The sequence below is a fragment of the Candidatus Avelusimicrobium sp. genome (assembly GCF_050873505.1).
In the GTDB taxonomy this organism is placed as follows: Bacteria; Elusimicrobiota; Elusimicrobia; order Elusimicrobiales; family Elusimicrobiaceae; genus Avelusimicrobium.
The window spans coordinates 193,318-217,937 of record NZ_JBNMIY010000001.1 but is presented as its reverse complement, the minus strand read 5'-3'; the positions used below and the strand labels follow the sequence as shown (position 1 = coordinate 217,937).

Below are 24,620 nucleotides of genomic sequence, written 5' to 3'. Positions count from 1 at the left end.
GAATCTACCTTATAGGTTGTTAAAAAACAACAGCAAACTACACAAGCAGTAGATCCTGAACCCTATTAATAGACCCCGTACAGAAACATTACGGGGTGCCGCCTAGCGGTAAGGGCGGCAATTCAGGATGACCTCCAATTTTTATAACGGCTTTTTTTGTTTTTGTCGTCATCCCGTAGTGCTTTTATACGGGATCTGTTGTTGTCTGTTGCCGTCATCCCCGAGGGTTTCTGTCGGGGATCTGTCGTTCTGTAAGAGAACAACAACAGCCACAACAGATTCCCGACTACGACACTCGGGAATGACAAAAAAAGGACATTTGACGTTCATAAAAATAAAGGTCATTCTGGAAGGGTTGCCGGCGCGGAGCGTTCCAGAATCTGTTTTTTTCCTCTTTTGATAACAACGGATCCTGGACTACGACATTCCAAGATGACGACCAACAACCACTACACAATCGGTAGAGCCCGCAAGGCCGTTTTGGGGGAGCGCGACAATGTAAAAAGAGTGTCGCCCAACCAATCGCTACCCCGCGTATAGAGTAGCGGCCCGCAGGGTAACTAACCCTTTTCTAGGCGTTTAAAAGGGAACGCGGTTTGGGTACAATAGAAAGTAAGTACCCTGTGGGAGGGAAAAATGACAACCGCTCTAAAACCCAAAAAAACAATGTGGAAAAAGGCCCCCGCCGGGCCGTGTTTAGTTATCCGCCGCTTGATAGACCGCCGCAACGCCGCGGCGTTGGACCCGTTTTGCTGGCTGGCCGTGTGCTATTGCAGCGCGGATTTTGACCGCTCCGACATATTGGCCCCGTCTGCCGTGCCGGGTAGGGACCGTTTAAACTATTTGGTAACGGGCCCAAGCGAGGAAACCGAACTTTTGGACGAACTCGCCACGCGGGGCGGGGTTGCCCGCTGGATAAATACCATAGGCGGGCTCAAACAGCATACCCCCGCCAAAACCGTCTATATTCTAAATGTGGAACTTTGGCTCCGTGCCGCTTCCGCCACCGAAAAACCGCAAAATTTGCAATTAGAGAGCGAAAATGTCCCGCTGGTGCCCGAATACCACGGGGCCGACGTCCGCGTGCTGTGCGGGCAATTTGCGGGCAAAGCGGGCCCCTTTGAGCCCTCGTGCGGAGAGTGCCTGATGCTGGATGTTACGCTGTCGCCCGGGGCTTCGTTTGCGTGCCCGGTGCCGCCCGAAAACAATACGCTTGTGTATGTGTTTGGCGGGCGGGCGCACTTTGGCGAGGGCGAAGAACTTTTCTTCGGCAAGGATTCCTTTTTGCATATGTCCGGCGGCAATGTAACCGCCTACACCTTGCAGACGGGCGCGCGCTTTTTGCTCCTGTCCGCCCCGCCTAAAACAGGCGAAAACCTTGAATTTTGATACAATACCAGTAAATTAAAAGAAAGGGGATTTTATGAAAAAATGGATACTTGTGTTATTTTGTGCGTTGCTTGCGGGCCCTGCGGCGGCCCAAATCCAGCGGTCCTACCATTATGGGGTAGTGCCGACGGAAAACATCACCACCTTTGAGGTAAATCCCTCGCTTACAACTATTGACGACAGTGCGGGGATTTCGTCCAGCCAACTGACCTTAAAGACCTACCGTGTGATTAGCCCCCGCTATAACTGGGGGGTGGAAGTGCCGCTCGCGCGCTACGAATCGCCGGAAAAGTCCGTTAGCGGATTGGGCGATGCGCTGGTCAGTATGTCTTGGCTGAACCCGCAAGCGGACGGCGTGTTCGGCTACGGCGTAAAAATGGAAATGTTTGTGCCCACGGCTACCGATAAACGCTTGGGGGCCGGAAAATTGCAGGCCAGCCCGTCCGTGTTTATTTTGCGCAGACTTTTTGACGGGGCCTATGCGGCCTTGGGGTACAAGTATTATGTTTCCGTGGCGGGCGACCACGCGCGCGACGATATCAATATGGGCCGCTTGCGCTTAAATATGGGATATACCTCGCCCAACGAGTGGTGGGTAACCACGAACTTGTACTATTATATGAATTACGAACACGGCGGACAGGCGGAACTCATCCCCGAGGTGGAAGTCGGCACGCTGGTTAATGATGGTACGGCTTTTTATGCCAACGTCAGCACGCACGCCGCAGGCAACTGGAAGAGCAAGGATTGGGGCATTAGTATTGGCTTTAAACTGCTCTATTTGTAGGCGCTATTTAGGCACATAAAACAGCCCCGGGTGATTACGCCCGGGGCTGCTTTTCATAATCTATCTACTAGGCCTAGTCGGCTTTGTGTTTGACGGGTTCGCCGTAGTACGCTTTCAGGTACAAGTCCTTAATTTCGCTGATAAGCGGATAGCGCGCGTTGCCGCCGGTGCACTGGTCGTCAAAGGCCAATTCGGAAAGTTTATCCAAGTTATCCAAGAATTCCTTTTCCGGGATGCCGTATTCTTTGAGGGATTTCGGAATATCCAATCTGTTTTTCAGGTCCGTAATCATCTCAATTAATTTTTCCACTTTGGCATCTTTGTCGTCGCCCATATTGTTGTGGGGGAGTAAGAAGTCCACAATCTTGGCGTAGCGGCCCTTCACAAACGGGTATTTGTACTGCGGGAACAAGCCCTGTTTGGTCGGTTTATCCGTGGCGTTGAACTCAATTACATACGTGAGCAACAGCGCATTGGCCAAACCGTGCGGAACGTGGTACATAGCACCCAATTTGTGCGCCATAGAGTGGCACAGACCCAGGAACGCGTTGGCAAATGCCATACCGGCAATGGTGGCCGCGTAGTGCATTTTTTCGCGGGCGTTGATGTCTTTGGCACCCAAGGTGTAGGATTTTTCCAAATATTTGAATACCAAGCGCATCGCTTCCAAGGCTTGCCCTTCCGTAAAGTTCGTGGAATAAACGGAAGTGTAGGCTTCAATGGCGTGGGTCAGCACGTCCAAGCCGGACCAAGCCGTCAGTTTTTTAGGCATACCGAGTACAAATTCCGGGTCAATGATAGCCATATCGGGCGTTAAGGCATAGTCCGTAATAGCGTATTTGGTGCCGGTCTTTTCGTCGGTGATAATGGTGAACGGCGTAACTTCGGAGCCGGTACCGGACGTGGTCGGGATAGCAACCATCGTGGCTTTTTTGCCCAAGGGCGGAGCCGCGTAAATGCGTTTGCGGATATCCATAAAGCGCATAGCGATATCTTCAAAACTGGTGTCCGGGTTTTCATACAGCAGCCATACCATTTTGGCTTCGTCCATAGCGGAACCGCCGCCGAGGCCGATGATAATATCCGGCTGCCAAGAGTTGGCAATCGCCAAGGCTTCGTTTACGTTGGAGATGTTCGGGTCCGGCAGTACATTGGAGAAGACGCGGAACTTAATGTTGAGGCCTTCCAAAACGTCGGCTACGGAGCGGACGTGGCCCAACTGTTCCATCGTTTTATCCGTAATGATGTACGCGCGCTGTTTGCCGGCGAGTTCCGCCAAGGCCTGAGAGAGCGCACCGCGTTTGAAGTAGATTTTGTGCGGTACTTTGTACCAGTACATATTTTCGCGGCGTTCCGCGACGGATTTCACGTTCATAAGATGTTTTACCCCAATGTTTTCGCTGACGGAGTTGCCGCCCCAAGAGCCGCAGCCCAACGTCAAAGACGGAGCGAGTTTGAAGTTGTACACGTCGCCGATGGCACCCTGGGAAGAGGGAATATTAATCAGCGTGCGGGCGGTGGGCATATCCTTAAAGATATCAATATGCTCTTCGTTGGATTCATCGGTATAGAGCACCGAGGTGTGTCCGGCGCCGCCGTAGAGAATCAAATCGCGGGCGAGTTCCACCGCTTGGTTGAAATCTTTGGCGCGGTAGAAGGCCAACACGGGGGAGAGTTTTTCACGCGCGAAGACTTCTTGGTCGTTTACTTCGCTGGCTTCGGCGATTAAAATCTTGGTTCCGGCGGGAACTTTAATGCCGGCCATTTCCGCAATCTTCATAGCGGTTTGGCCCACAATGCCGGAGTTGAGTTTGCCGTTTACCACAATGGTTTCGGCCAATTTCTTGCGGTCTTTGCCCGTTACAAAGTGGCAGCCGCGGGCGATAAATTCCGCTTTTACCTGTTCGTAAACGGGTTCTTCCACCACGACGGACTGTTCGCTGGCGCAAATCATACCGTTATCAAAGGTTTTGCTCATAATAATGGAACTTACGGCCATTTTGATATTGGCGGTAGCGTCAATGACGGCGGGGGTGTTGCCCGCGCCTACGCCCAAGGCCGGTTTGCCGGAGGAGTAAGCGGCTTTCACCATACCGGGGCCGCCGGTGGCGAGAATCAAGTTAATGTGCGGGTGGTGCATCAAAGCGTTGGAAAGCGGCATCGTCGGGTTTTCAATCCAACCGATGATGTCTTTCGGGGCGCCGGCTTCCACAGCCGCATCCAATACGATTTTAGCCGCGGCGATGGTGCATTTTTTAGCGCGCGGGTGCGGAGAGAAAACAATACCGTTGCGGGTTTTCAAGGCCAAAAGGCTTTTGAAGATGGCGGTAGCCGTCGGGTTGGTGGTGGGGACTACACCGGCAATTACGCCGATAGGTTCCGCCACTTTGCGGTAACCGAAGGCGTCGTCGTCGGACAGAACGCCGCAGGTTTTGGTATCTTTATATTGGTTATAAATGTATTCGGAAGCGAATTGGTTTTTGATTACCTTATCTTCCATTACACCCATACCGGTTTCTTCCACGGCCATTTTGGCCAAGGGAATACGTTGCTGCGCAGCGGCAATAGCGGCCGCGCGGAAAATTTTGTCCACCTGTTCTTGCGTATAAGTAGCATAAATGCGCTGGGCGGCTTTTACCTTATCCACGACTTGGGTCAAATGTTCCAATTCTTCGGGAGTGGCAACAGCCGGAGCAGCGGCAACTTTCTTTTCCGCCATAATTTTCTTGTTCTCCTTTAAGTGTTTAAAATATCTTTTATAGATATTTTGTTATCTATATTTTAACTTTTGGGGGTTTTAAAGTCAATAACTCCTCGGCAGAGGGGCGTTTGCAACTTGACAAAAACAAATCAAAAAAGATAACATAGATATCAAGATATCCAGTAGTTTACGACGGAGCATTTTTATTTATGAGCCTTTTTCACCGTAAAAAAGAAATCAGCGTCCAAACCATACGCCGCCTGCCCCAATACCTGCGTATTTTTTACAACCTGCATACTTACGGGCGGGAATTGGTTTCCTCCACCACGTTAGCGGAAGAAACGCAACTGTTGCCCATTGTTATTAAAAAGGATTTGCAGGCCGTCGGCGCGCCCAGCAAGTTGCGCGCGGGGTTTAAGGTGGCGGGGACGATAGAAGTTATTGAAAAGTTTTTAGGCTGGAACAATTTAAATAAGGCTTTTCTCGTGGGAGCGGGGCATTTGGGTTCGGCTCTTTTAGGGTTTGCCGGGTTTAAAAACCACGGGCTTGAAATTGTAGCCGCGTTTGATACGCACCCGGAAATTGTGGGTAATTCCCTGCACGGGGTGCGCGTGTATCACACGGCGCAGTTGGCCAGCATTATTGAGCGGGAAAATTTAAAGATAGCGGTTTTGACTGTCCCCGCCGAAGCCGCCCAAGGCATTACGGATACCTTGGTGGCGGCGGGCATTAAGGCGATATGGAACTTCGCCCCCGTCAATTTGACGGTGCCGGAGGGGGTAATTGTGCAGAAGGAAGATATCTCTTCGGGCCTGGCGGAACTGTGCGCCAAGTTAAAACGGTAATTTTAAAGCAATAAAAAATCCCCGGGTGATTCACCCGGGGATTTTTACTTATAAAGGATAGCGCGGAACTCGGCGGTTTTGTTTATGCTTTTAAACATCCAGCCCTTTTGGTCCTCGTCGTAAAGAGATTCAAAATTTTTAAAGTTTCGCCGCACCGCTTTATCCAAATTGTCATACATATTTTTGCGGTCCTTTTTGGCTATCCAATATACGCCAGCCAAATTGACGTACGGAGTCGGGCTCGTGCCGTCCAGGCGGATGGCGGCTTCCAAATCCTCTTTGGCGCCGTTCCAGTCTTTTAGTTGCATTTTGACAAATCCGCGGTTGTTGTACGGGATAGCCCACTTGGGCGAAAGTTCTATGGCGCGGGAATAATCCTCGGCGGCGTGCTTAAAATCCTTCATTTCCTCATACACAAGCCCCCGGCGGTTAAAAAACAGTGCTTCGGGCTGTAATTTTAACAGTACCGTATAGTCCGCCAGGGACGCCTCAAAATCACCCATATCCTTAAACGCGCCCGCCCGGTAGCGGTAGGCGGAAGCGTGGGCGTCATCGCGGTTGATAGCCTTGCTGTATGCAGAGACAGCCTCGTCCAAACGCCCTTGGCCCGAAAAAATGCGCCCCTGCCAATAGTGTAAGTCGGCCGAATCGTTTCCGGCGGCTTGTTGGGCGGCTATTAAATCTTCCGCCGCAGAATAGCGGTATGCGGCCAAATACACGGGGATTAATTCCCGCCCCAATGATTCAGACGGCGTGCGTTTTCCTAAATATTTTTGGTAATCGGCCAGCGCGAGTTCATACTTGTTTAACGCTACATTGGCCCGCGCTCGCGCCAAGTAAAATTCCCGGTAGGACGGCTTTAACGAAATGGCCTTCGTCAGGTCCGCCTGCGCAAGCGAAGCCCGCCCGGCCTGCATATAGGCCAACGCCCGGGCGTAATAGCGGAATGGGTCCTTGGGGCGGAGCGAGACGGTTTTGGAATAATCGGCCAAGGCTTGGTTAATTTTGCCACTTGCCAAATAGGCATCGGCACGGTAGTGATAGGCGTCCGCCAGTTTGGGCGACTTGGAAATGGCTTTATTTAAAAGTTTAATTTGCGCGGCGGGGTCCGTTTGTTTTTTAGCGCGGTTTAATAACTGCAACCCCGTCTCCGCCGAGACGGCAACGGAAATAAACGAGAAAAGAATTACGAGTAAGCATTTTTGAATCATATTATTTTAACCAAAACACGAGTAAGAAATTTAGCGTTAGTGCCGCAGCGCCCAACACATATAAGAATACCAAAAGCAACGTGGAAAATAAACGCAAATTAAGGAAAATCGCCCCTACCAATGTAGCCCGCCCCGCAAACAATTTGCCCAGTTGCACCGTTTGGCCTGAAATTTTAACCACGCGTGCCAAAAGCACGGAGCGCATCGCAAGCGAAGTTACCCCTAACAAGAGCCGCGTTAAGGCCCGCCCGAAAGAGGTTTTGCGCCCTTGGTTAAATTCGCCAAACACCTCGCGCACACTGCCGGAAACAATGACCTTGGCTTGGTCCTTGGCGAGGCCCTCGTTCATATCGTCAATTTTATTGGCGGCGGCTTGTTTCACTTGGTCCAGGGTATTATCAATAAACTCTTCCCAAGTGGCGCAGGCAATGCGCAGGGCAAACGCACACGCCGTGATAAAGGCGTATGCAAAGGCAATCAGCCCGTATCCTAAAAAGAGCGCACCAACGAGGATAAATTCCACCGGGGCAGGCAAATGTACAGGCGCCAAAACAAAGGAATACACGCTGTACACCGAGATAATAAATAGCCCCAGTCCGGCGGCTAAATGCGGCAGAAAAACTTTGCGCAAAATATCCGCAAGCCCTTGCAAGGCTTGTGCGAACAGGGCGCCTGCCGTCGGGCGCAGGTTAGTCATTGTGCCCGTGGCAGCAGCCACAGCATCCGCCGCAAACGTGGCCCGCGGATTTTTTAACGGACGGTACGCGGTCGGACACTTTTACGACTTTTCCTAATTTTTTATCGTACACATAGGTACCGGTTTTTGCTTCGTTCATACTGTTATTATAGCAGTTTGGCGTGCGCGCGCGGAAAGAAAAATGATATAATAAATTTGTCAGTTTACGACGGGAAAATAAAATTTTACAAAACCCGTTGAAAACTATAAATAAAAATGTTAAAATAATTAGGTAGTAAGAAATCCGCAAAACAAAATCCGATTTAAGCGCCCATAGCTCAATGGATAGAGTGTCAGCCTGCGGAGCTGAAGATACAAGTTCGATTCCTGTTGGGCGCACCATTTAAAATGGTTCTTAATGGAGTTTAATAAAGTTAAATCTCCGACGATAAAAGAACCAAAACAATCTACAAGGCCTCCAAAATTATTTGGAGGCCTTTTTGAATGTCTATTAACCGAAATTAGCACTTTTTAATACCATTTGGACACTTTTTGGACACCTAATTTTAGGGGGTTTTCTCTTCTTAAAAGCCGGCATTTTATTACCTAAATTGGACACTTTCCATTTATTTGTGCTTAATTTAAGCCTATTTTAGCCGCCTGCTTTCGCCGGCCAAAAAGAAGGTTTTAGGCGCCTATGCGCCACCAGTGGTTTATAACATCACAAAAATAATTTTTTGATTTACAAAAAAGGGCTTCGGGCAAAAAATTTTCTAGGATTTTTTACAGAAGGCCCTCTCTAAAAATTTGCGGGGAAAATTTTGGAGAATTTTCCCAAACTGCAGTATCGTGTTTCGTATTTATGGAGACAAAGATATCATAAGGCGCAACAAATAGTATGCTTATATTGGCTTATTAAAGCGCCCAAACGTTCCAATTTTCTCCATAAAATACGGAGATATGGCGTGCAATTTACCATATCTCCGCAGAAGAAACTTTACGCACATGGCCTAATATTTGACCTTATGTTAGGGTAATTGTTTGGCAAGTTCTTTCTTTACACTTTCATCCGAGGTTAACTCCTAGAACCTTCTAATAAAATTTCCACCACATCTTGCAACGCTTCACGCAAGGTTTGCGCATTAGGTAATAAAGGTTGTTTTTCCCTAGTTGTACTGGGTGCAAAAATTTCAGCTTCTGGTAGATACAATTTTTTATTAATTTCTATCATCAGAGCCGTATAGCGGATGTTTACCGGGGTGGTCATCGCTCCCACGAAAGGGCTATTTATAGCCACGCGGTAGCCGCACTTTTTTAGCATATTTTCCACTGCACGCAATTTACAGGAATCGGGCGCGGTTAAATCGTCATTAAACCCCAAACAAATATCGGGGCGGGGCATAGATTTATCCCTATCGCAAGGGAGCGGCGCGGGGCAAAAACTGTGCAAATCCAGCAGTAGCGCCCCTTCTCCGGCCTGTAAAACGGCTTTTTTAAGGCGTTTATGCTGTTTTTCGTAATAGTTCACAAGCCTCTTTTGCGGGCCTAATATTTTGCGGTCAAATTTAATGCCGTCAATCAGCCGGTTATACAAAACGCCCATACCCGCTTGAGCCATAGGCTCCTTTTTATCGTTTGCATAGCGTTCCAAATCTACCGCAAAGCGGGAATAGTCGCTCGTCAGCGGACTAGGCAAAAAGTTCCAAATTTCTTCCAAACGCCAATCGGCTAAAATATGTGCATCCCGCCGCAAATCTGCCGTCGGCGTTCCTGGTAAAAAAACGCTGGTATGCGGCAGCCACGCCACCACATTGGAATAATCCCGCGAGAAAACAACACCCTCTTTCCACTCTGGGGTCATTACATAAATATTACCACTATCAAAATGCTTGATAAGCACGGCCGGCAAGTGAAGCATTTTTAATAGGGAACTCGCCACCCGCTTTAACTCCGGCAACGTGGCTTGGGCAAAATCCGCCGTATGGGAATTTTTATAAAAGGTATTTCCTTGAAACACATACCTCCCTGTAAAACCCTGCCCTTGTACCGCACCAACGGCTGCAAACACCTCATCTACCTGTTTAATTTCCCGCCCAATGGGCGAAATAACCATTCCTCCCAAAAGAGGCTCCTGGCCGTTACGCACAAAGGATTTTTGGTTATTTTTGCTCTCTAAACTCAGGTGCATCATACCAAACATACCGGGGAAGCCCGAAATAGGCTTTGGGTTAAACCAATGCACTTGATAAAACCCCGGCTCCATTTCGCGTGGAGCAATAGACTGCATAAATTTTTCGTGTGTTTGTAAAGAAAACATTTTATTCTCCCTGATTTTTGGCGCGCAAATGCTCCAAATCTGCCCGTAAAAGATTGTTTTTATGGGCCATTTCGTCCAACTCGTTTTCTTTTTTACGCAAGGCGGCTTTGCAATCCTCCTGCACATTGCCCAGTTGGCGGCGCAACAGGTTTTGTTCCGCCCGCAAATCGTCATTTTCTTTCATTAAAGAAAGGGCCACTTTTTCATTTTCTTTGTTGCGGGCAGACAATTCTTTTATTCTTCTGCCAAAATTTTCCTCTTTGGTTTTGAGGGCCTTTTCAAGTTTCGTGTTTTCTTTATGCAGCGCATTTATAGTTATTTCCGCCTTCTGAATTTCCGGTGTCACGTCTTCTTGCAAGTGCTTTCCCAATTCCAACACTAATTTTTTTGTTTTTTCACATTCTTCTTCATACTTCTTGGTAAAATCAGGGCCGTTCAAACCACCCGTAAAGATAAGCGCAATAAGACAGCACACCCCAAACAACGCCAGTCCTACAATACCAAGTGATACTAAAATAGATATTCCCATATTATCTCCATTATTATCCATACTTAAAAACTTAAAAAGTGGTACGCTATTTGCGCCAAGAAAAGTATTATTAAAATACCATACCACCAAAAGAGGGACGAAACCAAACCATCCAACAAGAGCGGCCAGCCCGCTGGCAACTAAATTTCTGCCAGTATGAAAATCCACTCCGGAGATTTTTCCTGTTTGTAAGAAATTTATCCGCTCCTCTATAATATTCTGTATCTCCTTATCGGTTAATCCTTTGGAGGATTCTTTCTTTTTGTCTGGTCCGGTACTATTATTTTGAGCCGAGATATCGGCTTTTTCCGCCGCAACGGATATTTCATAAGAGGCACTTTTATCTAGTGTCAGCCCCATAAACACCTGTGCTAACTCCGCTTTGTATGCGCCGTCAACCATGCGGATAACCACATCAAACATATTATTATTTCTATCTTCAAAGCCGCACAATGTTTCGTCCGACCTAATTTCTCCGGTGGCAACCGCTTGTTCTTGATAAAATACAGTAAACTTTTTATTTTTATCTATACGGACGATAGTATCTTGCGCAACCATTTTCGCAATATCCATTTGTTTTACTCCTCTTAGATTTCAATTTGCACACTCTGCTGTAAAAATTGCTCTTGGAACAGCCGCCCCACCTGCTGTTGAAGTCCGCGTGCGCCCAAGCGGCGTTCATAGGCGGCATCGACCATTTGCTCCACCAACTCCGGCAGTAGTTCCTGTTGGCTTTTAAGTAAGTCTTTGTATTGCTGAAAAGGCCCGTGGTAAGGGTTTAGCAAAATGCGGCGCAGTTCGTCTTTTTCCAGCCCGCTTAACTGCACCAAATAGGTAAACCGCCCCATTAACTCCGGTACCATGCCCGCTTGTATATAGTCATCCGCCGTCAGCGTTTTGCCATACACCGCGGGCGCTTTGGTAAAACCGATGTCTTTTCCGGCGTCGTGGCGCACCAGCAGGTTTTCAAACGCGCCGCCCGCCACAAACAGCACTTGGCTGATGTCAACCTCTGTCGTCGTCCGCCCCAAAAGCCGCTGTTCCAAAAGTACCGTTTTGGCTTCCAAAAGTCGCAAAAATTCCATTTGAACATTGGTGCTTGATACTCCCCAGCGCTCCGTATTGGCGCGGAGTTTGTCTATTTCGTCCACAAACACAATAGCAACCGGCAGTTTTCCCTTTTCTTTGCATTGGGATAATAGCGGCGTAAGTATATCGCTTACATTTAACCCCGAATATCCTGTTTGCGTATATTGGCTGGCGTCCGCGTGGATAAACGGAATATTGAGTATTTTGGCTAAACATTGGCACAAATACGTTTTGCCACACCCCGTCGGCCCGCTGATAAAAATGTTGCTTTTGGTAAAAGTTTCGCCCTTTTTGGCATGCGCGCATTTGGCCAGATGTTCAAACACCCCTGCCACCAGTTGCTTTTTGGCCGCCTCTTGCCCAATTACATATTTATTTAATTCTTTTAATACACGCAGAGGGCTGAGAGTGCGCTTTTTAACCGTTTTTTTGCGGGTGGTGGCCGGAGCCGACAGAAAATTATGCTTTAACTCTATACACCCGCGCGCAATTCCCAACACCCCTGCGGTAAATAAAGCGCTTTGGCGGTCCAATAAAATACGCATGGCTTCCGTGCGCGTGCCGATAATTTGCGCATCTTGCAAAAGAGTCGTAATTTTATAGAGCGGGACAGACACGAGCCGCAAGGTATCCAGTGCCGATACCCGCAACAGCAAAAACACTTCCACCGCGGATAATTTATGCTTTTGGATAAACGCCGCCAAAGGAAATTTTGCGCCGTCCGAGTGCAACAGGCGGGCGTGTATTTCGGCAAACCGCTCCTTATACGCGGCCTCTTTGGTGGCAGGGCCGTAAAAATCGTTCCAAGTAATAATATCTTCCACCATTTGGGAACGGGATGCATATTTGTTTATTTTTTTCTGTTTCTTTTCCATAGTTTCCCCTTAATAACCGTAAATTAAATTTTCATCATGTCCGTAAGTGCAAGGTTGGTGTGTATCCACCACCGGTTTGTATTTGGCCCACGCAACCATATAGGCCTTTCTTGATACATATACTTTTTTCATAAAAACTCCCGATTCGTTTCTGATGAGAGCGGTGGTAAAAAAAGAACCCATCGTCTCCAATGGGTTCTATATTATAAACAAATCGTTCTAGTCCCCATCGTTCAAGCATTAGCACCTTACCTTAGCAGGTTGCTGTGTAGTCCTAGGGCTTGTCCCTCGTACACTCTAAATGGATGCGTTACTTATTTTTTGTTTTCTATAAAACCTCTCCTTACGTCAAGCCGCCTGCCTGTAGGACTGACAGGCGGCCCCCACTACTACAGGTTAGTGGAATAGTTAATAAAAATTTCCGCGGTCATCACTCAACGGTTCAAATCTGTTATAAAGAGAAGAGGACTGATTCTCCGTCCGCGGATATACCGCTTGGTATGCATAATGATTGCAAACACGAATTCGTCTTTTCTGTGTCATATTGCTCCTCTCTTTATAATTTTCAAATAACGCCTTTAATGCGTCGTTAAAAATAATTTTTAGGGAATAAAACACCCCGGTTGCGATTTTTAACAACAACCCAACCATTAACCTTTCTAAACAATGCGGGAAATTTGGCGGTGGGCTTGCCGTTGCGTTCGCGCCAACAGGTACAAACCCGGACCAAAACAAGAATAAGGTTAATTTTATAAAAACGACACTAAAAAGCCGTTTTCTATCTTTCTTATAAATATATTATAGCATTTAAAACCGTCCCTGTCAATGGGCGATTTGTTTACGCTACAATAATGTCGTTTTTATGAATTTATTTGTATTTTTGGGGGTAAAACAGGGGTTTTGGCAGATAAATCGTGGTTTTGGGGCTCGGTTTCGGCCGGATTTTGCGGCACAGCTGGCGCGTTTTGCGGCAAATTAGACACGGTTTGCGGCGCTGTTTTTTCCACCTGCTCCGACGGAGCCGGAGCCGCGGCCGCAGGGACCTGCTCCATTTTTTGCTTTTGCGACATTAATGCGTCATCGGCTTGTTTTTTTGCCAATAACACCTGTTTTTGTATATCTTGGTTCAACCAAGTGTGAGCCATTTTCCAGATAGGCCAAAGCGCAAAAGGAATAGGCGTAAACTCGGCCGGCACATAAGAGCCGGGGTTAAATAACTGTTCGCACGCGCTGATTTCGTCCAACGCATACCGGCTTATTTCACCCGAAGCGTTCATACTTACCACATACCAACGGCCTAAAATCTGCCACAACTGATAGGGACGAATGGTTAAACTGCGCTTTTTGGGCAGGGTAATGCGCAAAAACTGGTGTTTTTCGCACGCGTTATATGCTGTTTGGCTCATTAGTCCAAAAGACAGAGCAAAGTCTTCCGAGTTGGCAAAGGTGCAACTTCCAAATGAAGTAGGGACAAATAGAGAAGCAACCTCTTGCGTGGTGGTGCGGAAATCTACCCCGCATTGCTGGGCCACTTCAAACGCGGTTACTTGCAACGCGGCACGCATAGGAGAAACCTTAATTTGTTTACAGGAAAAGCCGTTCACAAACGTATAAACACTTTGTTTAGGGGATATAAGCGGTACACCGGCCTCTTGCATCAGGCGTAAATCCCGCTGCAAAGTGCGTTTGGATACCCCTAATTTTTCCACTAAGCCAGGCATATTTACCGCGCCTTGTTCTAAAAGCGCCAAAATATCGGCCATGCGTTTTGTTTTGCTGACGATTTCCTTTGACATATAAATATTATAGCATTTTTGTCGTTTTAATGTCGTTTTTATAAAGTGGCTAGACAAAAACCTCCAAAAATTCTATATTAGTAAAAGATAATTGAGATTATCAAGGAAGCGCAGGTACGGCCTGCGCATAGCCGGGCAACGGGTGCAAAAACACGTTGTGAGGCATATTCCACTCCAAGATAGTCGTTTGATTTGCCTGTTTCCGCAAGGGGACAGGTAGCGGCGTCTATTACTACGGGTTAGTGGAATAGCTCAGGGTAATACGCCGCTTTTTTATGTTCAAAAAGCCTCTTTTTCCCTGAACTCAAACCATTAATACAAATCGCAAACAAATGTATTAGGAGAAAATATATGGAAACAATGCTATTAATTGCCCTTATCGGCGCCGGAGTGGGCGCGCTAACGGCGTGGATGCTCAAAAAGCCGAAAACGGACGAAGCCGTCCTATTTAAAGCCAGCAAATATGAGGAGTTGGAAACTTCCTTAAAAACTACCGCGGAACAATTACAAACGGCCCAAAACGAATTGGCCCAAAGCCAAAAAGCGGCGGGGCGGGCCGACGAATTAGCGCGCACCAACGAGGAACAAAAAAACAAGTTGTACGACTTAACCCAAAAACTGGAAGACGCCAACGCCAAGTTAAAAACAGCCGAACAGGAACAAATCAAAGTACGGGAACAAAAAGAGGCCTTGGAAAAAGCACAGTCGGAGCAAGAAAAGAATCTGCGCCAACTGATGAGCGAGCAAGAAAAAAAGTTTAGCGCTTTGCAAGAAAAATCTCAAAGCGAATTTAGCCGTATGGCGGCAGAATCTGTCGGCGCGTTAAAAAAACAGGCCGAAGAGGCCCTCTCCAAATCCCGCAGTGAACTGCAAAGCCAAAGCGCCGGTCTTCTTACTCCCTTAACGGAAACTATGAACCGCTTTAACGGCACCTTAAACCAGTTTAAGGAAAGTAGTATTTCCCGCCACGAGGAATTAAAAAACGCGCTTTCCAAAACCTTGGAAATGAACGAAACCTTGTCCAAAGAAGCCGAGAACTTAACCAATGCGTTAAAAGCGCCAAAAACGCAAGGTTGCTGGGGGGAGCTGACCTTGGAAGAAGTGCTGACATCCGCAGGATTCCAAGAGGGCCGCGAATATGATAAACAAGTATGCTTTAAGGGCGAAAATAATGAGCGCCAACTGCCAGACTTTATCGTCCATTTACCGGGGGACAGACATATTATTATTGACTCCAAAATGTCTATCAACAGTTATGTAGATTGGAGTAATGCCACGAACGAAGCAGACCGCGCGCAATTTTTGAAACAGCACCTCTCTGCCATCCGCAAACATATTGACGAACTTTCCGCCAAGGATTATCAGGCCAAACTCATCAAAAACGGCTTGGAGTTTGTTTTTATGTTTATCCCGATTGAATATGCCTACTTTGCGGCATTAAAGGCGGATAAAGACTTAAACGCGTATGCCAAATCTAAAAAAGTGGCTATCGTAACGCCGTCTAACCTGTTTTCCGTTATGCAGGTGGTGGAACAACTGTGGCGGGTGGAACGTACCAGCAAAATGTTGGACGAAATCTTAAAAACAGGGGCAGATATGCACATCCGGGTGCTTCGCTTTTTGGAGCGTATGGACGGGATTAAGAGCGCCTTAAACTCGGCCGATAAAGCATATGAAGATGCCAATACGGCTTTGCAAGGCAAGCAAGGCATTATTCGGGCGGCGGAGCATTTGGAAAGGCTGGGCATTAATCACAAAAACTCCGTAAAACCTTATTTGGATAACGAAACGGCTCCCGTATCATTACCTGATGCCCCCAAGAGCGAGGATTAATATGGCAAATATTTGGTTATGGTGTTTATACGGTTTTGCTCTCGGTATGGGAGTAATGTTTTTGTCAAGAAAATATTGGGTCAAACAACCCGCGTGGGAAGAGTATCTGAAAGTGCGAAGTGATAATTACGAGTTGAAACATAATTTGGATAAAGCCAAAGAAGATATGGCCTTTATGCTAGCCCACGCGGTGCCACTTCCTACCGCTAATACTGGCGCAACGCAAGGCCAACAGCGTGCTCCCGTGGACAGCGGGAAAGATAACGGGGAAAAGGGCTCTGCTCCGTCCGTTTCACCCTACGGCGAAGTGTTGCTACTGCAACAAGAGTGGGCGGTCTTCAAACAGAAACAAAAAGAGGAAATGAAGGATTTTCAAGACAAAGTGAAGTGTGATTTGCGCTATTTGAGAGAAAGTATAACTTCTGCGCAAACGCCCACACTTCCCCCACCGGCGGCCCGAAACCCGCGTATCAAAAAGTACCGCCCGCCGTTTATCCACTGCGGTAAAAAATAAACACAATCTCCCCTAGCTACAAGAACACCGACTAGGGGAGTTTTACTATGAAATTGTCCTGTAGATATTATAGTATTTTATTCAAACAATCCTTCTTTTACCTTGTTTTGTGTCAGTTCGCTATACCGTAGGATTTCCATTAAACTGGCATTGTTTTGGCTTAAACTTGTAAAAGTAGCATCGTCTAATAAGGCATAATGCCAAATGCAGTTCATCCGCTCTGGTTCAGGCAGGGCACTTATTTGCTTACACCAGTCCAAAGCACTTTTTTGTTTTTGGCGAACATTCGCATTATCCAAACTATCTTCTGCCTTGGTTTCCACCAAAAATATATCCTGTGCGAACTTTACCATAAAATCAGGATAGTAATTGGATAATAAACCGTCGGTGCGAATATAATGCAACGTAGCAAAAGTGTGATAATTTTCGTCTATTTTTACTAAACGCTCCACGGCGCTGTCTCTATCCGCAAACTCCAAAAAACTCTTTTCAAAAAGGCCTTTGTTGGAGGGATATTTTGTTTTTTGATAAATTGATTTTTTAATATCCAATGAATAATTTTCTCTCATTTTTAAGGTTGGGATTTCTGAAAACCACCTTTTGTTCACAATAGCCTCATTTACCGTAATATTATGTTGCATATCATAAATTACTTGGCTGATTTGGCGCATAATATGGGCAGTAATACCCTTTTCAGCCAGCATTAGCACCCGCCAATTATTGTCAGTTAATGGATTAAATTCCTCCCCGAACAATTCGCGACGGATGTATTTATCCAACATTTTTATTAAAGAAACCTTATTCACGCAAAGCACCGGGAACTGCTTGCGGGAAGAGGATCCAATCCTTCGCAAATTACTGGTTATACCGTCTAACAACTTAACCAAAAAATCATTGTAATTACCGGCAGAAAATAAATCCGTTGATACGTGATATTCCCCAAAGCGGGTTTTTACAATTATTTCTTCCGCAAAGAATTTCTCTCCTTTTGCATTACCCACAAACTCTTTTAATTGTTTTAAGGTAAAAAACTTAAAGGGCTCCCACTTAGCAGTTATAATTTCTGGTTTAATCAATTCTTCTCTCTCTTGCACTATCTGCGGGAAAAACAAATCATACTTTTGATAATCTTCTTTTAGCCCTACGGTTATCATATCCCCCAAAATGCTACCTTTATCTATGGATGCGCGTTCTTCTACAACTAAACCGTCTTGTAGGTCTTCATAAAATTTTAAGAAAGCAGGATGTTCCACTATACTTAAAATATCCAAATAGTTGCTAGGCTGTTTTTTACAAAACAGGTTTTGTAGATTTTCATGCTTAATATCACTATATTCAGGTTCCCGCCACATAAGGCGCAATCCACGGCCGATAGTTTGCTCCAATAAAATAGGCGCATCCGAAGACCGCAACGGCACAATAACACAAATATTGCTAACGTCAAACCCCTCTCTTAACATAAGAACGGAGACTATCACTTTGGGTGAAACAAGTTTATCTATATTAAATAGTTGTTGTTTAATTATCTTCCATTCTTTTTCCTTTACCTCCCCTTTCGCGTTGGAATCAATCCGCACGATTTCCTGTTCTGCTAACCCTTCCTGCCGTAAAAAATCCTCTACCAATGGGGAAACGCTTGTATCTTCGCACATCACCAGCATTTTGGGGTGTTTCGTCGGGTCTATGCCGGTAAAAGAATCTTCCAGTATGCCTAATCTTTTTAGTCCGGCCCGCAACATTAAGCGTTGTCCTTCGGATAAAGCCAACGCTTTTTTGTTGTCTCTTTTAGCCTTAAACTCTATGTGTTCATTTTGCAAACTGGCTATTTCATCCCGTTTATCAATAGCAATAACTTTAACCAGTCCCTCTTTGATGGCGGTTGTTAAGTCAAAATCTACAATAATATGCGGGAAATACTGTTTTGTTCTGCGTTGCCCGCTTCCGGTTGGGTTATAAGGAGTGGCGGAAAAATCAATTTGCACAAAATCTTTAACATTTTCAGACAATTTATTAAGTGCTTTTTGCCATTCTACATCTGTTTCTATTCCGGCCACTTTATTGGTGTGTATATGGTGGGCCTCGTCATTAAATACACACAAATTAGGCAGTGTTGCCAAATATGCCAACTTATCTTCTTTTAAGTATTTATTATCAAAACTTTCCAAAGAGTGGCCAGTGTCCTTGCCGGGTTGTACAGGTAAAAATGCTTTTACGCAAGCAGACACGTCAGAAAGGGGCGTATCCGACAAGTTTTTTTCTTCTTTATCCTCTTTTACTTGGTGCCAATTTGTGACAGCAATTATCCCCTCCCCTGTAATTTTATGCCCAATTTCTTCCTTGGGAACCACATTATTTTGTATAAAAGCAAATACCGTTTGACGATATTTTTCGGGGATAAATAGTTTTTCGTGTTTTTTGAGGTCTGCGGTAGAAAAATTGCGGCTACCGTCTTTTTGTTCTTTACCCAACAGCGTATCTAACAAACGGTCATACACAATACAACCGGGGGCCACCAATAAAAAATTTTTTGTATATACAACCGGATTATTTGGTGTGGAATTTTTTGCATTTAAGTATTGCCAAACCAGTAAAGCATCCAATACCCACGTTTTGCCGGTTCCGGTAGCCATTTTTATACAATACTTGGGGTGCTTGTTTTTCTCATCATTTAAGGCCACCAACATATCGGCCGACAATAACCCTTGGCTAATTTGTTGGTATAAATCCAACGGGCAGGTCCCTTTTAACACTTCGTGGCAATAAATAGCATTCAAAATGGCCTGCTTTTGGCCGGAATGAAAATTTACTGCTCTATCCGTTGTAAAAGGCTCCTTAAACCAAAATTTGAGCAAATCTTTGGTTATGGGCGATACTTTATTTAAGAAAGTGCCGGTTTCCCATTCGTGGTTTACAGTGGCCGATAACTGTTTGGCAAATTGCAAAGGCAAGTCTTTTGTTTTGATATTAATTGCAGACGGCATAAATCCCCCTAAATTTCTTCCACTACCACGCTTTCAAGGCCAAACACATCCACAGCTTTCACGCAGACTTTCCGTTTTGGGCCTACCGGCAAGGTGGCTACCGGAAAAACGGCTTTTGCCAACACGCGCAAATTGTTTTGTTCGTGTTCTGTGTTTTCGCGGTAATCCTGCCATTTACTGCGGAAGGTTTCTCCGTCATAATTGGGGTCTACGCTCCAATACTCAATCAGGGCCAGCGGGTCTTTATCTATTACCCCTTGCAGTTTGGCTTTATTGGGCTCATCCAAAGGCAAGGCATCGGGCGATAACACGACATAGTTATTTAATTCCACATGCAGGGTTTCCACGTCGGAAGAAATAGGCGTTGTAAACGGTTTTTTAATATCCAAATATTGCAAGGAAACAAAGCGTATTGTTTTATTTTGCACTAATTTGGTATAGTTGCTTTTAGTGCGCAATTTATCCAGCAAATCCGGCGGAATGACTAATACTTCCAATGACGGATTATTAAGTTCTCTGATTATATCTGCAATATCAAAAGCAAAGTTCCACCCAAGCACAATTACTTTATTCCAACCGCCTAAATAGTTTTCTTTCAACTCCAAGGCGCGTTTTAACATGCTTCTTCCGGTCACGCGATTGGGGCTATCCACTAACACTAAGGTATGTTTATCTTTGATATACCCCAAATTGCGCGGGGCATCTTCGTTCGTGAACGGAATGGCACCATATAAGTTTAATACCACTTGGGCTAACGCGCCTACCGTCTTAAACTCCTTGTTGGACGCGAAAGTTTCCTGCTGGTAATCGCCAATACATTGGTATAAGAACGGCTTGGACGGAATATCTACAAGCCGCTTGCGCATAATCATAGTGGCGGGCTTGCCCATATCGCTCATAATCCAACGGCGGCCCAATTTTTCGGCCACAGCGCCGGTCGTGCCGCTTCCGGCAAAGAAATCCGCCACAATAGAATCTTCGTTAGAGGAGGCTTTTATGAATATATTAATTAGTTCCTCTGGTTTTTGGGTATCATATCCTAATCGTTCCTTGTTTGTTGATGCCATAGTTGCAATATGAGCAATCACATCATTTATCTTTTTGCCTGCTTCATTCGGATATGTTTTACCATAATAAACCTCTCCATTTGTCCTAGTTCGTTTGATTAAAGCATATCGTTTACCGTTTTCATCTATTTGATTATAACGTCCTAATGACATATCCTTATACGGCTGCCCTTGCTGATTCCATATATAATTCTTTGATGTAGAATACATCAAAATTGTATCGTGAGAATGTTGAAAAATTCGTTGCGATTCGGTTCCCCGAAATCCTTTATTCCAAATAATTTCATTAACAAATTTATCTTTCCCAAAAATTTCGTCCATTAACAGTTTTACATAATGCCCTACATGCCAATCCAAATGCACATAAATACTGCCTTTATCAGACAACAATTCCCGCATAAGCACTAAACGCGGGTACATCATTTTAAGATAACTGACCGTGCCGTCTTTCCAAGTGTCCGAATAGGCGGTTTGTTCTAAAACGGTAGGGTTTAATTCCACATCTACACCGGGTAAAGTGATTTTACTGCGGTAATCGGCCTTGCTGTCATAGGGTGGGTCAATATAAATTAAATCTATCATTCCCCGCATAGAGGGCAGCCCCGTAGCGGGGTCTCCGTTTAGTAAGGCTTGCATAACCAGCAAATTATCCCCATAGCATAAACGGTTCAGCCAAGTATCTTTGGAAGGGGCTTCTATCGGTTTTTGGTAGAGCAAATTGCCTTTTTCAACAGGCAAGACGTATTCATTGGTTTGCAGGGTAATTTTATGCCCGCTTTCCAAATTTTCTAATATTTTTGCAACTTCTTTTTTGCCTTCCGCCACTATTTTGGGCAGTTCTTCTATTAAGGATTTCATCTTGCCTCCACACATGTTTTCTGCTATTGCAAAGGCAATTTACAAAGAAGCCCGTAAATAAAAAGCGACTGTTGTATTTGAGGGCTTCTGAACTCTCAATAAACAGCCGCCTCCCTGTCTAAAAATAGACAGGGATATAAACACCATTTAGAAGGGTAATTAGGCCTTCCATGTGGTGTTGCAGAGCGACTGTTCTCGGTTCAGAAGCCTTTTTGCTTTTGCAAAAAAGTGGGCTTACGCCCTCCGAAAACAGTATAAATTGTAAGTTTACCGCTCACTGCGGTTGTGCTGCAAAACTCCTATTAAAACTTAATCTTATGATAGCATATATCTAAGTTAAATATATACTGCTTTTGTCTTGCACCGTTTTGCAACAAAAACAACTCTTCTCTAAATAAAAAGAATAATTTTCCCCATATATTAAATATATAAGTGTTATAATACTGGCATGAAAATAGACAAACAATTCCTTTTACCATTTACAGAAGCCATTACCCTTTTTGCCTTGCATTGCAATGGAAATTATGTCCGTCTTTTATTCCCGATTCATTGGAAAATATTGCCCGCCTTGCCGTTTTTAGACCTTATTACTGGGAGTGAAATACAACTTCCTGATTGTCATAAATTTTGGCAAACAAAAGGCACCAAAGAACAACAAGAAAAATTCCGCCAAGAATTTCTAGTCCACCTCCATACTTTCCAGAAGAAATATCACATTGCGCCGAGAGAAAGCATATTACGAATTTTGCCCGAGAAAAAACGGGATTTTGAGAAGTATGTAAAAGATTATATTTCTAAATATATGAATGGAGAATTGGAATATCTCCAAGAAACTGCCGATTACACAAAAAGCCTTCTAGCCACCCAAGAATGGTTGAAAAAACGCAATGAAGAATTAGGAAACAAATTCTTTATAACAAGCGAGGCTTTCCAAAAGGTACCATTGCCTTTATCCGTGCGTTGGCCTGAGGTTTTACTAGCCTACAAAATTCATTTGGGCGGTTCACAAATAAATATTTTGGGTGCCAAAAACGAATTGAATTTTCCCGAGATAAATGAAAACTTATTAACCAAAGGATATTTTATTTTCCAATGTGAGTTGACCGGCCCCTTGCGGGATATGTCTGAAGTTGTAGCGCAATACAAAGAATTGGCTTTTCATAGAAACGGGACATTCTGGTTTGGTGACAAACAACTTGCTATTAAACCCATATCCTTTACTGGAATATTCTTAATAAAATTAATAAAAGCTGGGAAAAATCATCTTCACGCCGATGAATTTGGTTTTGGACTGGACCCCAATAAAAACAGTTTGCAACGTATGCGTGCGTATGCTGCAGAAATATATAAGGCCTGCAAAAAAGCGCAGAAAACCTCTAAATTAAATTTTAAGATACACGTTAAGGAACACTCTCCTCGCTCAACAAAATATGGCGATATCTATATAGAATAAAACTATTTTCTTAGAAATTTTATTTTTTGTTTCAAGTAGTCTGTTTCCTCGTCGTAAAACATTCATCCCTATTTACTGTATTTCTAAGTAAATAGGGATTTTTCTAATTCATTTCTCGTCGGGCAATTAGATTTTTCCTCAGCTTTTTTCTAATTTCATATCTTCTTATACTATCAGTACGGCCGGAGATAAAGGCCAAAATGAAATAAGGAGAAAAAACGACTTATGAAGATACTTGTGAAAAATAGTATTAAATCGCAGAAATATTTTTCTGCCGGCAGTTTAGAAACCAACAAGGAGGGACTCTATGTCCACAGATAAAATTGGGATGTATTTAAGCAAAGCAGGAAATAAAGATAGTACGAGGGCGGAATTTAGCGTTATTCCAATGGATTTACGCTCTCCACGCCACGATTATTTAACTCAGTCAGAACGCTATTTCACATCCAGAGCGTTTAGAAACGATAAATATGAGTATATGCCGGATATACGCACGAACTTTATCAATGGGTATATGGGCATAAAACTGGAATTTTGTCCCGCTAAACTATTATATGGGCATAATTTAAGCGAGGTAGGAGAACAAGATTTCAAGGCCGTCCTAGATAAAACAATTTCCGCCTTGCGATATGCTGGAATTTTTGTAAAACCAGAGGTATTAAGCAGGCACATTTTATCAAGGTTGGATGTCAATAAACTGGTTCTGCTTAAAAACCCTATCTTTCTGGCACAGCGCTTATTGGAAAACTCCCGCACCAAAGGGCGTTTTAATAAAACCATAAGCACCTACCCCAATCAGGGTAAAAGTTGTGCAAACTGTTTAAGACACCGTAAATTGATTATTTACGATAAAATAGCCGAAGTAGAGCAAGAGCAGAATATACCGGCTGGGCTAAAACCGGATATATTCAAACTTAGAGGACGGCTATTACAAGTGGAATACCAAATGCAACTTCAACGGGATATTCAAGCGGAATTTAAGAGAGTAGGACTTGCTATGGATTGCACCTTTGAAAACGCCTTTAAGCCCCAAGTTTGCCAAAGGATTTTAGGCTATCATCTTTCGCAGCAGTTAGACGGGATGTTGACGATAGATAACTCTACGGTATCTCTATTGGAAACCGCCCAAAATATATGCTACCGCTATGGCATCCACGGGATACAGGCAGTATTGGCTATGACAGCGGTTGTATGGATAATTAATACTTTTGGTATTAATGCCCTATGCCAATACCTTAAACAGTTTACAGATAAGAAAGTAGTTAATAAATATATCAACCATATTTCTAAATTAGACTTTCCCAAAAGTAATGAGGAAATAGAGTTCAGAGATATAGTTATGCAAACTATCAATCAAGTAGAACCCATAAAGTTAGAATACTTTTTAATGCAGGTTGGGGATAAATATATACCCAATTTGCAAGGTAATACACAAACTACGGCAGACAGCAAGGAGAATCGTTTATGGTTAAACGCTTAATAACCGCAAAAGAATTAGCAGAATATATTGGAAGCACCGAAGGCAGTATTCGCACTTTACAGTGCCAGGGTAAAATACCTTCTACATGGATTGTTAAAATGGGTCGTTCTGTACGTTATGATATTCAAGAAATAGATAAGTTCATAGAAGACAGCAAAGACGCCAACAAAGGTTTTGACAATCTCTTCCAACATAAGGCGTAATTAACTTCCAATAATT

19 protein-coding genes, 1 tRNA gene and 1 riboswitch are annotated in these 24,620 nt (G+C 44.6%); of the genes, 9 read left to right on the top strand and 11 right to left on the bottom strand.

Annotated elements, in window-relative coordinates; genetic code table 11:
* Window positions 1-636 precede the first annotated feature (636 nt).
* Window positions 637-1,389, top strand: coding sequence for a pirin-like C-terminal cupin domain-containing protein (locus tag ACR0QV_RS01015; RefSeq protein ID WP_432634149.1), 753 nt, complete (start codon window positions 637-639; stop codon window positions 1,387-1,389).
* Window positions 1,390-1,423: 34 nt separating this feature from the next.
* Entirely contained in the window at window positions 1,424-2,176 is a 753-nt protein-coding gene (locus ACR0QV_RS01010; RefSeq protein ID WP_432634148.1) for a hypothetical protein, read from the top strand.
* 73 nt (window positions 2,177-2,249) lie between these two features.
* Here ACR0QV_RS01010 and adhE read toward each other — a convergent pair whose 3' ends face one another.
* Window positions 2,250-4,895 (bottom strand): bifunctional acetaldehyde-CoA/alcohol dehydrogenase, encoded by a 2,646-nt coding sequence (adhE, locus tag ACR0QV_RS01005; RefSeq protein WP_428053445.1) that lies wholly within the window; start codon window positions 4,893-4,895, stop codon window positions 2,250-2,252.
* A gap of 191 nt (window positions 4,896-5,086) precedes the next feature.
* On the opposite strand from adhE, the gene ACR0QV_RS01000 reads away from it, so the two are divergent.
* On the top strand, window positions 5,087-5,722 hold the full coding sequence (locus ACR0QV_RS01000) for a redox-sensing transcriptional repressor Rex (protein ID WP_432634147.1): 636 nt from the start codon (window positions 5,087-5,089) through the stop codon (window positions 5,720-5,722).
* 44 nt (window positions 5,723-5,766) lie between these two features.
* Here ACR0QV_RS01000 and ACR0QV_RS00995 read toward each other — a convergent pair whose 3' ends face one another.
* The 3 genes from ACR0QV_RS00995 to ACR0QV_RS00985 are packed head-to-tail and all read right to left on the bottom strand — an operon-like array spanning window position 5,767 to window position 7,769.
* On the bottom strand, window positions 5,767-6,933 hold the full coding sequence (locus ACR0QV_RS00995) for a tetratricopeptide repeat protein (protein WP_432634146.1): 1,167 nt from the start codon (window positions 6,931-6,933) through the stop codon (window positions 5,767-5,769).
* A gap of 1 nt (window position 6,934) precedes the next feature.
* Window positions 6,935-7,630 carry a hypothetical protein gene (locus ACR0QV_RS00990; protein WP_432634145.1) on the bottom strand — a complete coding sequence of 232 codons (696 nt, stop codon included), beginning with the start codon at window positions 7,628-7,630 and terminating at the stop codon, window positions 6,935-6,937.
* The gene (locus ACR0QV_RS00985; protein ID WP_428053441.1) at window positions 7,623-7,769 is read right to left on the bottom strand and encodes a hypothetical protein; all 147 of its coding nucleotides are present in this window, start codon (window positions 7,767-7,769) and stop codon (window positions 7,623-7,625) included. The genes ACR0QV_RS00990 and ACR0QV_RS00985 overlap by 8 nt, the downstream gene beginning before the upstream one ends.
* A 167-nt stretch (window positions 7,770-7,936) precedes the next feature.
* On the opposite strand from ACR0QV_RS00985, the gene ACR0QV_RS00980 reads away from it, so the two are divergent.
* Window positions 7,937-8,011 (top strand) — tRNA-Arg (locus ACR0QV_RS00980).
* Between the two features lie 673 nt (window positions 8,012-8,684).
* Here ACR0QV_RS00980 and ACR0QV_RS00975 read toward each other — a convergent pair.
* The 5 genes from ACR0QV_RS00975 to ACR0QV_RS00955 all read right to left on the bottom strand — a co-directional run bounded on the left by ACR0QV_RS00975 (window position 8,685) and on the right by ACR0QV_RS00955 (window position 14,215).
* Complete coding sequence (locus tag ACR0QV_RS00975) at window positions 8,685-9,926, bottom strand: N-formylglutamate amidohydrolase (RefSeq protein WP_432634144.1); 1,242 nt, start codon at window positions 9,924-9,926, stop codon at window positions 8,685-8,687.
* Window position 9,927: 1 nt separating this feature from the next.
* A complete protein-coding gene (locus ACR0QV_RS00970; protein WP_432634143.1) occupies window positions 9,928-11,028 on the bottom strand; it encodes a hypothetical protein in 1,101 nt (366 codons plus the stop codon).
* A gap of 14 nt (window positions 11,029-11,042) precedes the next feature.
* Window positions 11,043-12,419, bottom strand: coding sequence for an AAA family ATPase (locus tag ACR0QV_RS00965; protein WP_432634142.1), 1,377 nt, complete (start codon window positions 12,417-12,419; stop codon window positions 11,043-11,045).
* 9 nt (window positions 12,420-12,428) lie between these two features.
* Entirely contained in the window at window positions 12,429-12,551 is a 123-nt protein-coding gene (locus tag ACR0QV_RS00960; protein WP_428062587.1) for a hypothetical protein, read from the bottom strand.
* A gap of 91 nt (window positions 12,552-12,642) precedes the next feature.
* Window positions 12,643-12,727, bottom strand: a riboswitch (SAM riboswitch).
* 552 nt (window positions 12,728-13,279) lie between these two features.
* Entirely contained in the window at window positions 13,280-14,215 is a 936-nt protein-coding gene (locus ACR0QV_RS00955) for an HTH domain-containing protein (RefSeq protein WP_432634141.1), read from the bottom strand.
* Window positions 14,216-14,566: 351 nt separating this feature from the next.
* Here ACR0QV_RS00955 and rmuC point away from each other — a divergent pair, with 351 nt between their 5' ends.
* Window positions 14,567-16,048, top strand: a complete 1,482-nt coding sequence (rmuC, locus tag ACR0QV_RS00950; protein ID WP_432634140.1) for a DNA recombination protein RmuC — start codon at window positions 14,567-14,569, stop codon at window positions 16,046-16,048.
* Between the two features lie 46 nt (window positions 16,049-16,094).
* A complete protein-coding gene (locus ACR0QV_RS00945) occupies window positions 16,095-16,562 on the top strand; it encodes a hypothetical protein (protein WP_428072177.1) in 468 nt (155 codons plus the stop codon).
* Between the two features lie 77 nt (window positions 16,563-16,639).
* On the opposite strand, the gene ACR0QV_RS00940 is transcribed toward ACR0QV_RS00945, so the two are convergent.
* Window positions 16,640-19,543: a DEAD/DEAH box helicase family protein gene (locus ACR0QV_RS00940; protein ID WP_432634139.1), complete on the bottom strand. Its 2,904-nt coding sequence runs from the start codon at window positions 19,541-19,543 to the stop codon at window positions 16,640-16,642.
* A gap of 8 nt (window positions 19,544-19,551) precedes the next feature.
* Window positions 19,552-21,468 (bottom strand): site-specific DNA-methyltransferase, encoded by a 1,917-nt coding sequence (locus ACR0QV_RS00935; protein ID WP_432634138.1) that lies wholly within the window; start codon window positions 21,466-21,468, stop codon window positions 19,552-19,554.
* Window positions 21,469-21,916: 448 nt separating this feature from the next.
* Here ACR0QV_RS00935 and ACR0QV_RS00930 point away from each other — a divergent pair, with 448 nt between their 5' ends.
* From ACR0QV_RS00930 to ACR0QV_RS00920, 3 genes are all read left to right on the top strand, one after another.
* Window positions 21,917-22,921 carry a hypothetical protein gene (locus ACR0QV_RS00930; protein ID WP_432634137.1) on the top strand — a complete coding sequence of 335 codons (1,005 nt, stop codon included), beginning with the start codon at window positions 21,917-21,919 and terminating at the stop codon, window positions 22,919-22,921.
* A 307-nt stretch (window positions 22,922-23,228) separates the two neighbouring features.
* Window positions 23,229-24,401 carry a phage/plasmid replication domain-containing protein gene (locus ACR0QV_RS00925; RefSeq protein ID WP_432634136.1) on the top strand — a complete coding sequence of 391 codons (1,173 nt, stop codon included), beginning with the start codon at window positions 23,229-23,231 and terminating at the stop codon, window positions 24,399-24,401.
* On the top strand, window positions 24,386-24,604 hold the full coding sequence (locus ACR0QV_RS00920; RefSeq protein ID WP_428062601.1) for a helix-turn-helix transcriptional regulator: 219 nt from the start codon (window positions 24,386-24,388) through the stop codon (window positions 24,602-24,604). The genes ACR0QV_RS00925 and ACR0QV_RS00920 overlap by 16 nt, the downstream gene beginning before the upstream one ends.
* The last annotated feature ends 16 nt before the right edge of the window (window positions 24,605-24,620 follow it).

Bases quoted from the DNA above. Each gene is read 5' to 3' on its own strand.
- rmuC (WP_432634140.1), top strand. From the start codon at position 14,567: ATGGAAACAATGCTATTAATTGCCCTTATCGGCGCCGGAGTGGGCGCG.
- ACR0QV_RS00940 (WP_432634139.1), bottom strand. From the start codon at position 19,543: ATGCCGTCTGCAATTAATATCAAAACAAAAGACTTGCCTTTGCAATTT.
- ACR0QV_RS00975 (WP_432634144.1), bottom strand. From the start codon at position 9,926: ATGTTTTCTTTACAAACACACGAAAAATTTATGCAGTCTATTGCTCCA.
- ACR0QV_RS00955 (WP_432634141.1), bottom strand. From the start codon at position 14,215: ATGTCAAAGGAAATCGTCAGCAAAACAAAACGCATGGCCGATATTTTG.
- ACR0QV_RS00990 (WP_432634145.1), bottom strand. From the start codon at position 7,630: ATGACTAACCTGCGCCCGACGGCAGGCGCCCTGTTCGCACAAGCCTTG.
- ACR0QV_RS01015 (WP_432634149.1), top strand. From the start codon at position 637: ATGACAACCGCTCTAAAACCCAAAAAAACAATGTGGAAAAAGGCCCCC.
- ACR0QV_RS01010 (WP_432634148.1), top strand. From the start codon at position 1,424: ATGAAAAAATGGATACTTGTGTTATTTTGTGCGTTGCTTGCGGGCCCT.
- ACR0QV_RS00985 (WP_428053441.1), bottom strand. From the start codon at position 7,769: ATGAACGAAGCAAAAACCGGTACCTATGTGTACGATAAAAAATTAGGA.
- ACR0QV_RS01000 (WP_432634147.1), top strand. From the start codon at position 5,087: ATGAGCCTTTTTCACCGTAAAAAAGAAATCAGCGTCCAAACCATACGC.
- ACR0QV_RS00960 (WP_428062587.1), bottom strand. From the start codon at position 12,551: ATGAAAAAAGTATATGTATCAAGAAAGGCCTATATGGTTGCGTGGGCC.
- ACR0QV_RS00945 (WP_428072177.1), top strand. From the start codon at position 16,095: ATGGGAGTAATGTTTTTGTCAAGAAAATATTGGGTCAAACAACCCGCG.
- ACR0QV_RS00925 (WP_432634136.1), top strand. From the start codon at position 23,229: ATGTCCACAGATAAAATTGGGATGTATTTAAGCAAAGCAGGAAATAAA.
- ACR0QV_RS00970 (WP_432634143.1), bottom strand. From the start codon at position 11,028: ATGGATATTGCGAAAATGGTTGCGCAAGATACTATCGTCCGTATAGAT.
- ACR0QV_RS00965 (WP_432634142.1), bottom strand. From the start codon at position 12,419: ATGGAAAAGAAACAGAAAAAAATAAACAAATATGCATCCCGTTCCCAA.
- ACR0QV_RS00935 (WP_432634138.1), bottom strand. From the start codon at position 21,468: ATGAAATCCTTAATAGAAGAACTGCCCAAAATAGTGGCGGAAGGCAAA.
- ACR0QV_RS00920 (WP_428062601.1), top strand. From the start codon at position 24,386: ATGGTTAAACGCTTAATAACCGCAAAAGAATTAGCAGAATATATTGGA.
- ACR0QV_RS00995 (WP_432634146.1), bottom strand. From the start codon at position 6,933: ATGATTCAAAAATGCTTACTCGTAATTCTTTTCTCGTTTATTTCCGTT.
- ACR0QV_RS00930 (WP_432634137.1), top strand. From the start codon at position 21,917: ATGAAAATAGACAAACAATTCCTTTTACCATTTACAGAAGCCATTACC.
- adhE (WP_428053445.1), bottom strand. From the start codon at position 4,895: ATGGCGGAAAAGAAAGTTGCCGCTGCTCCGGCTGTTGCCACTCCCGAA.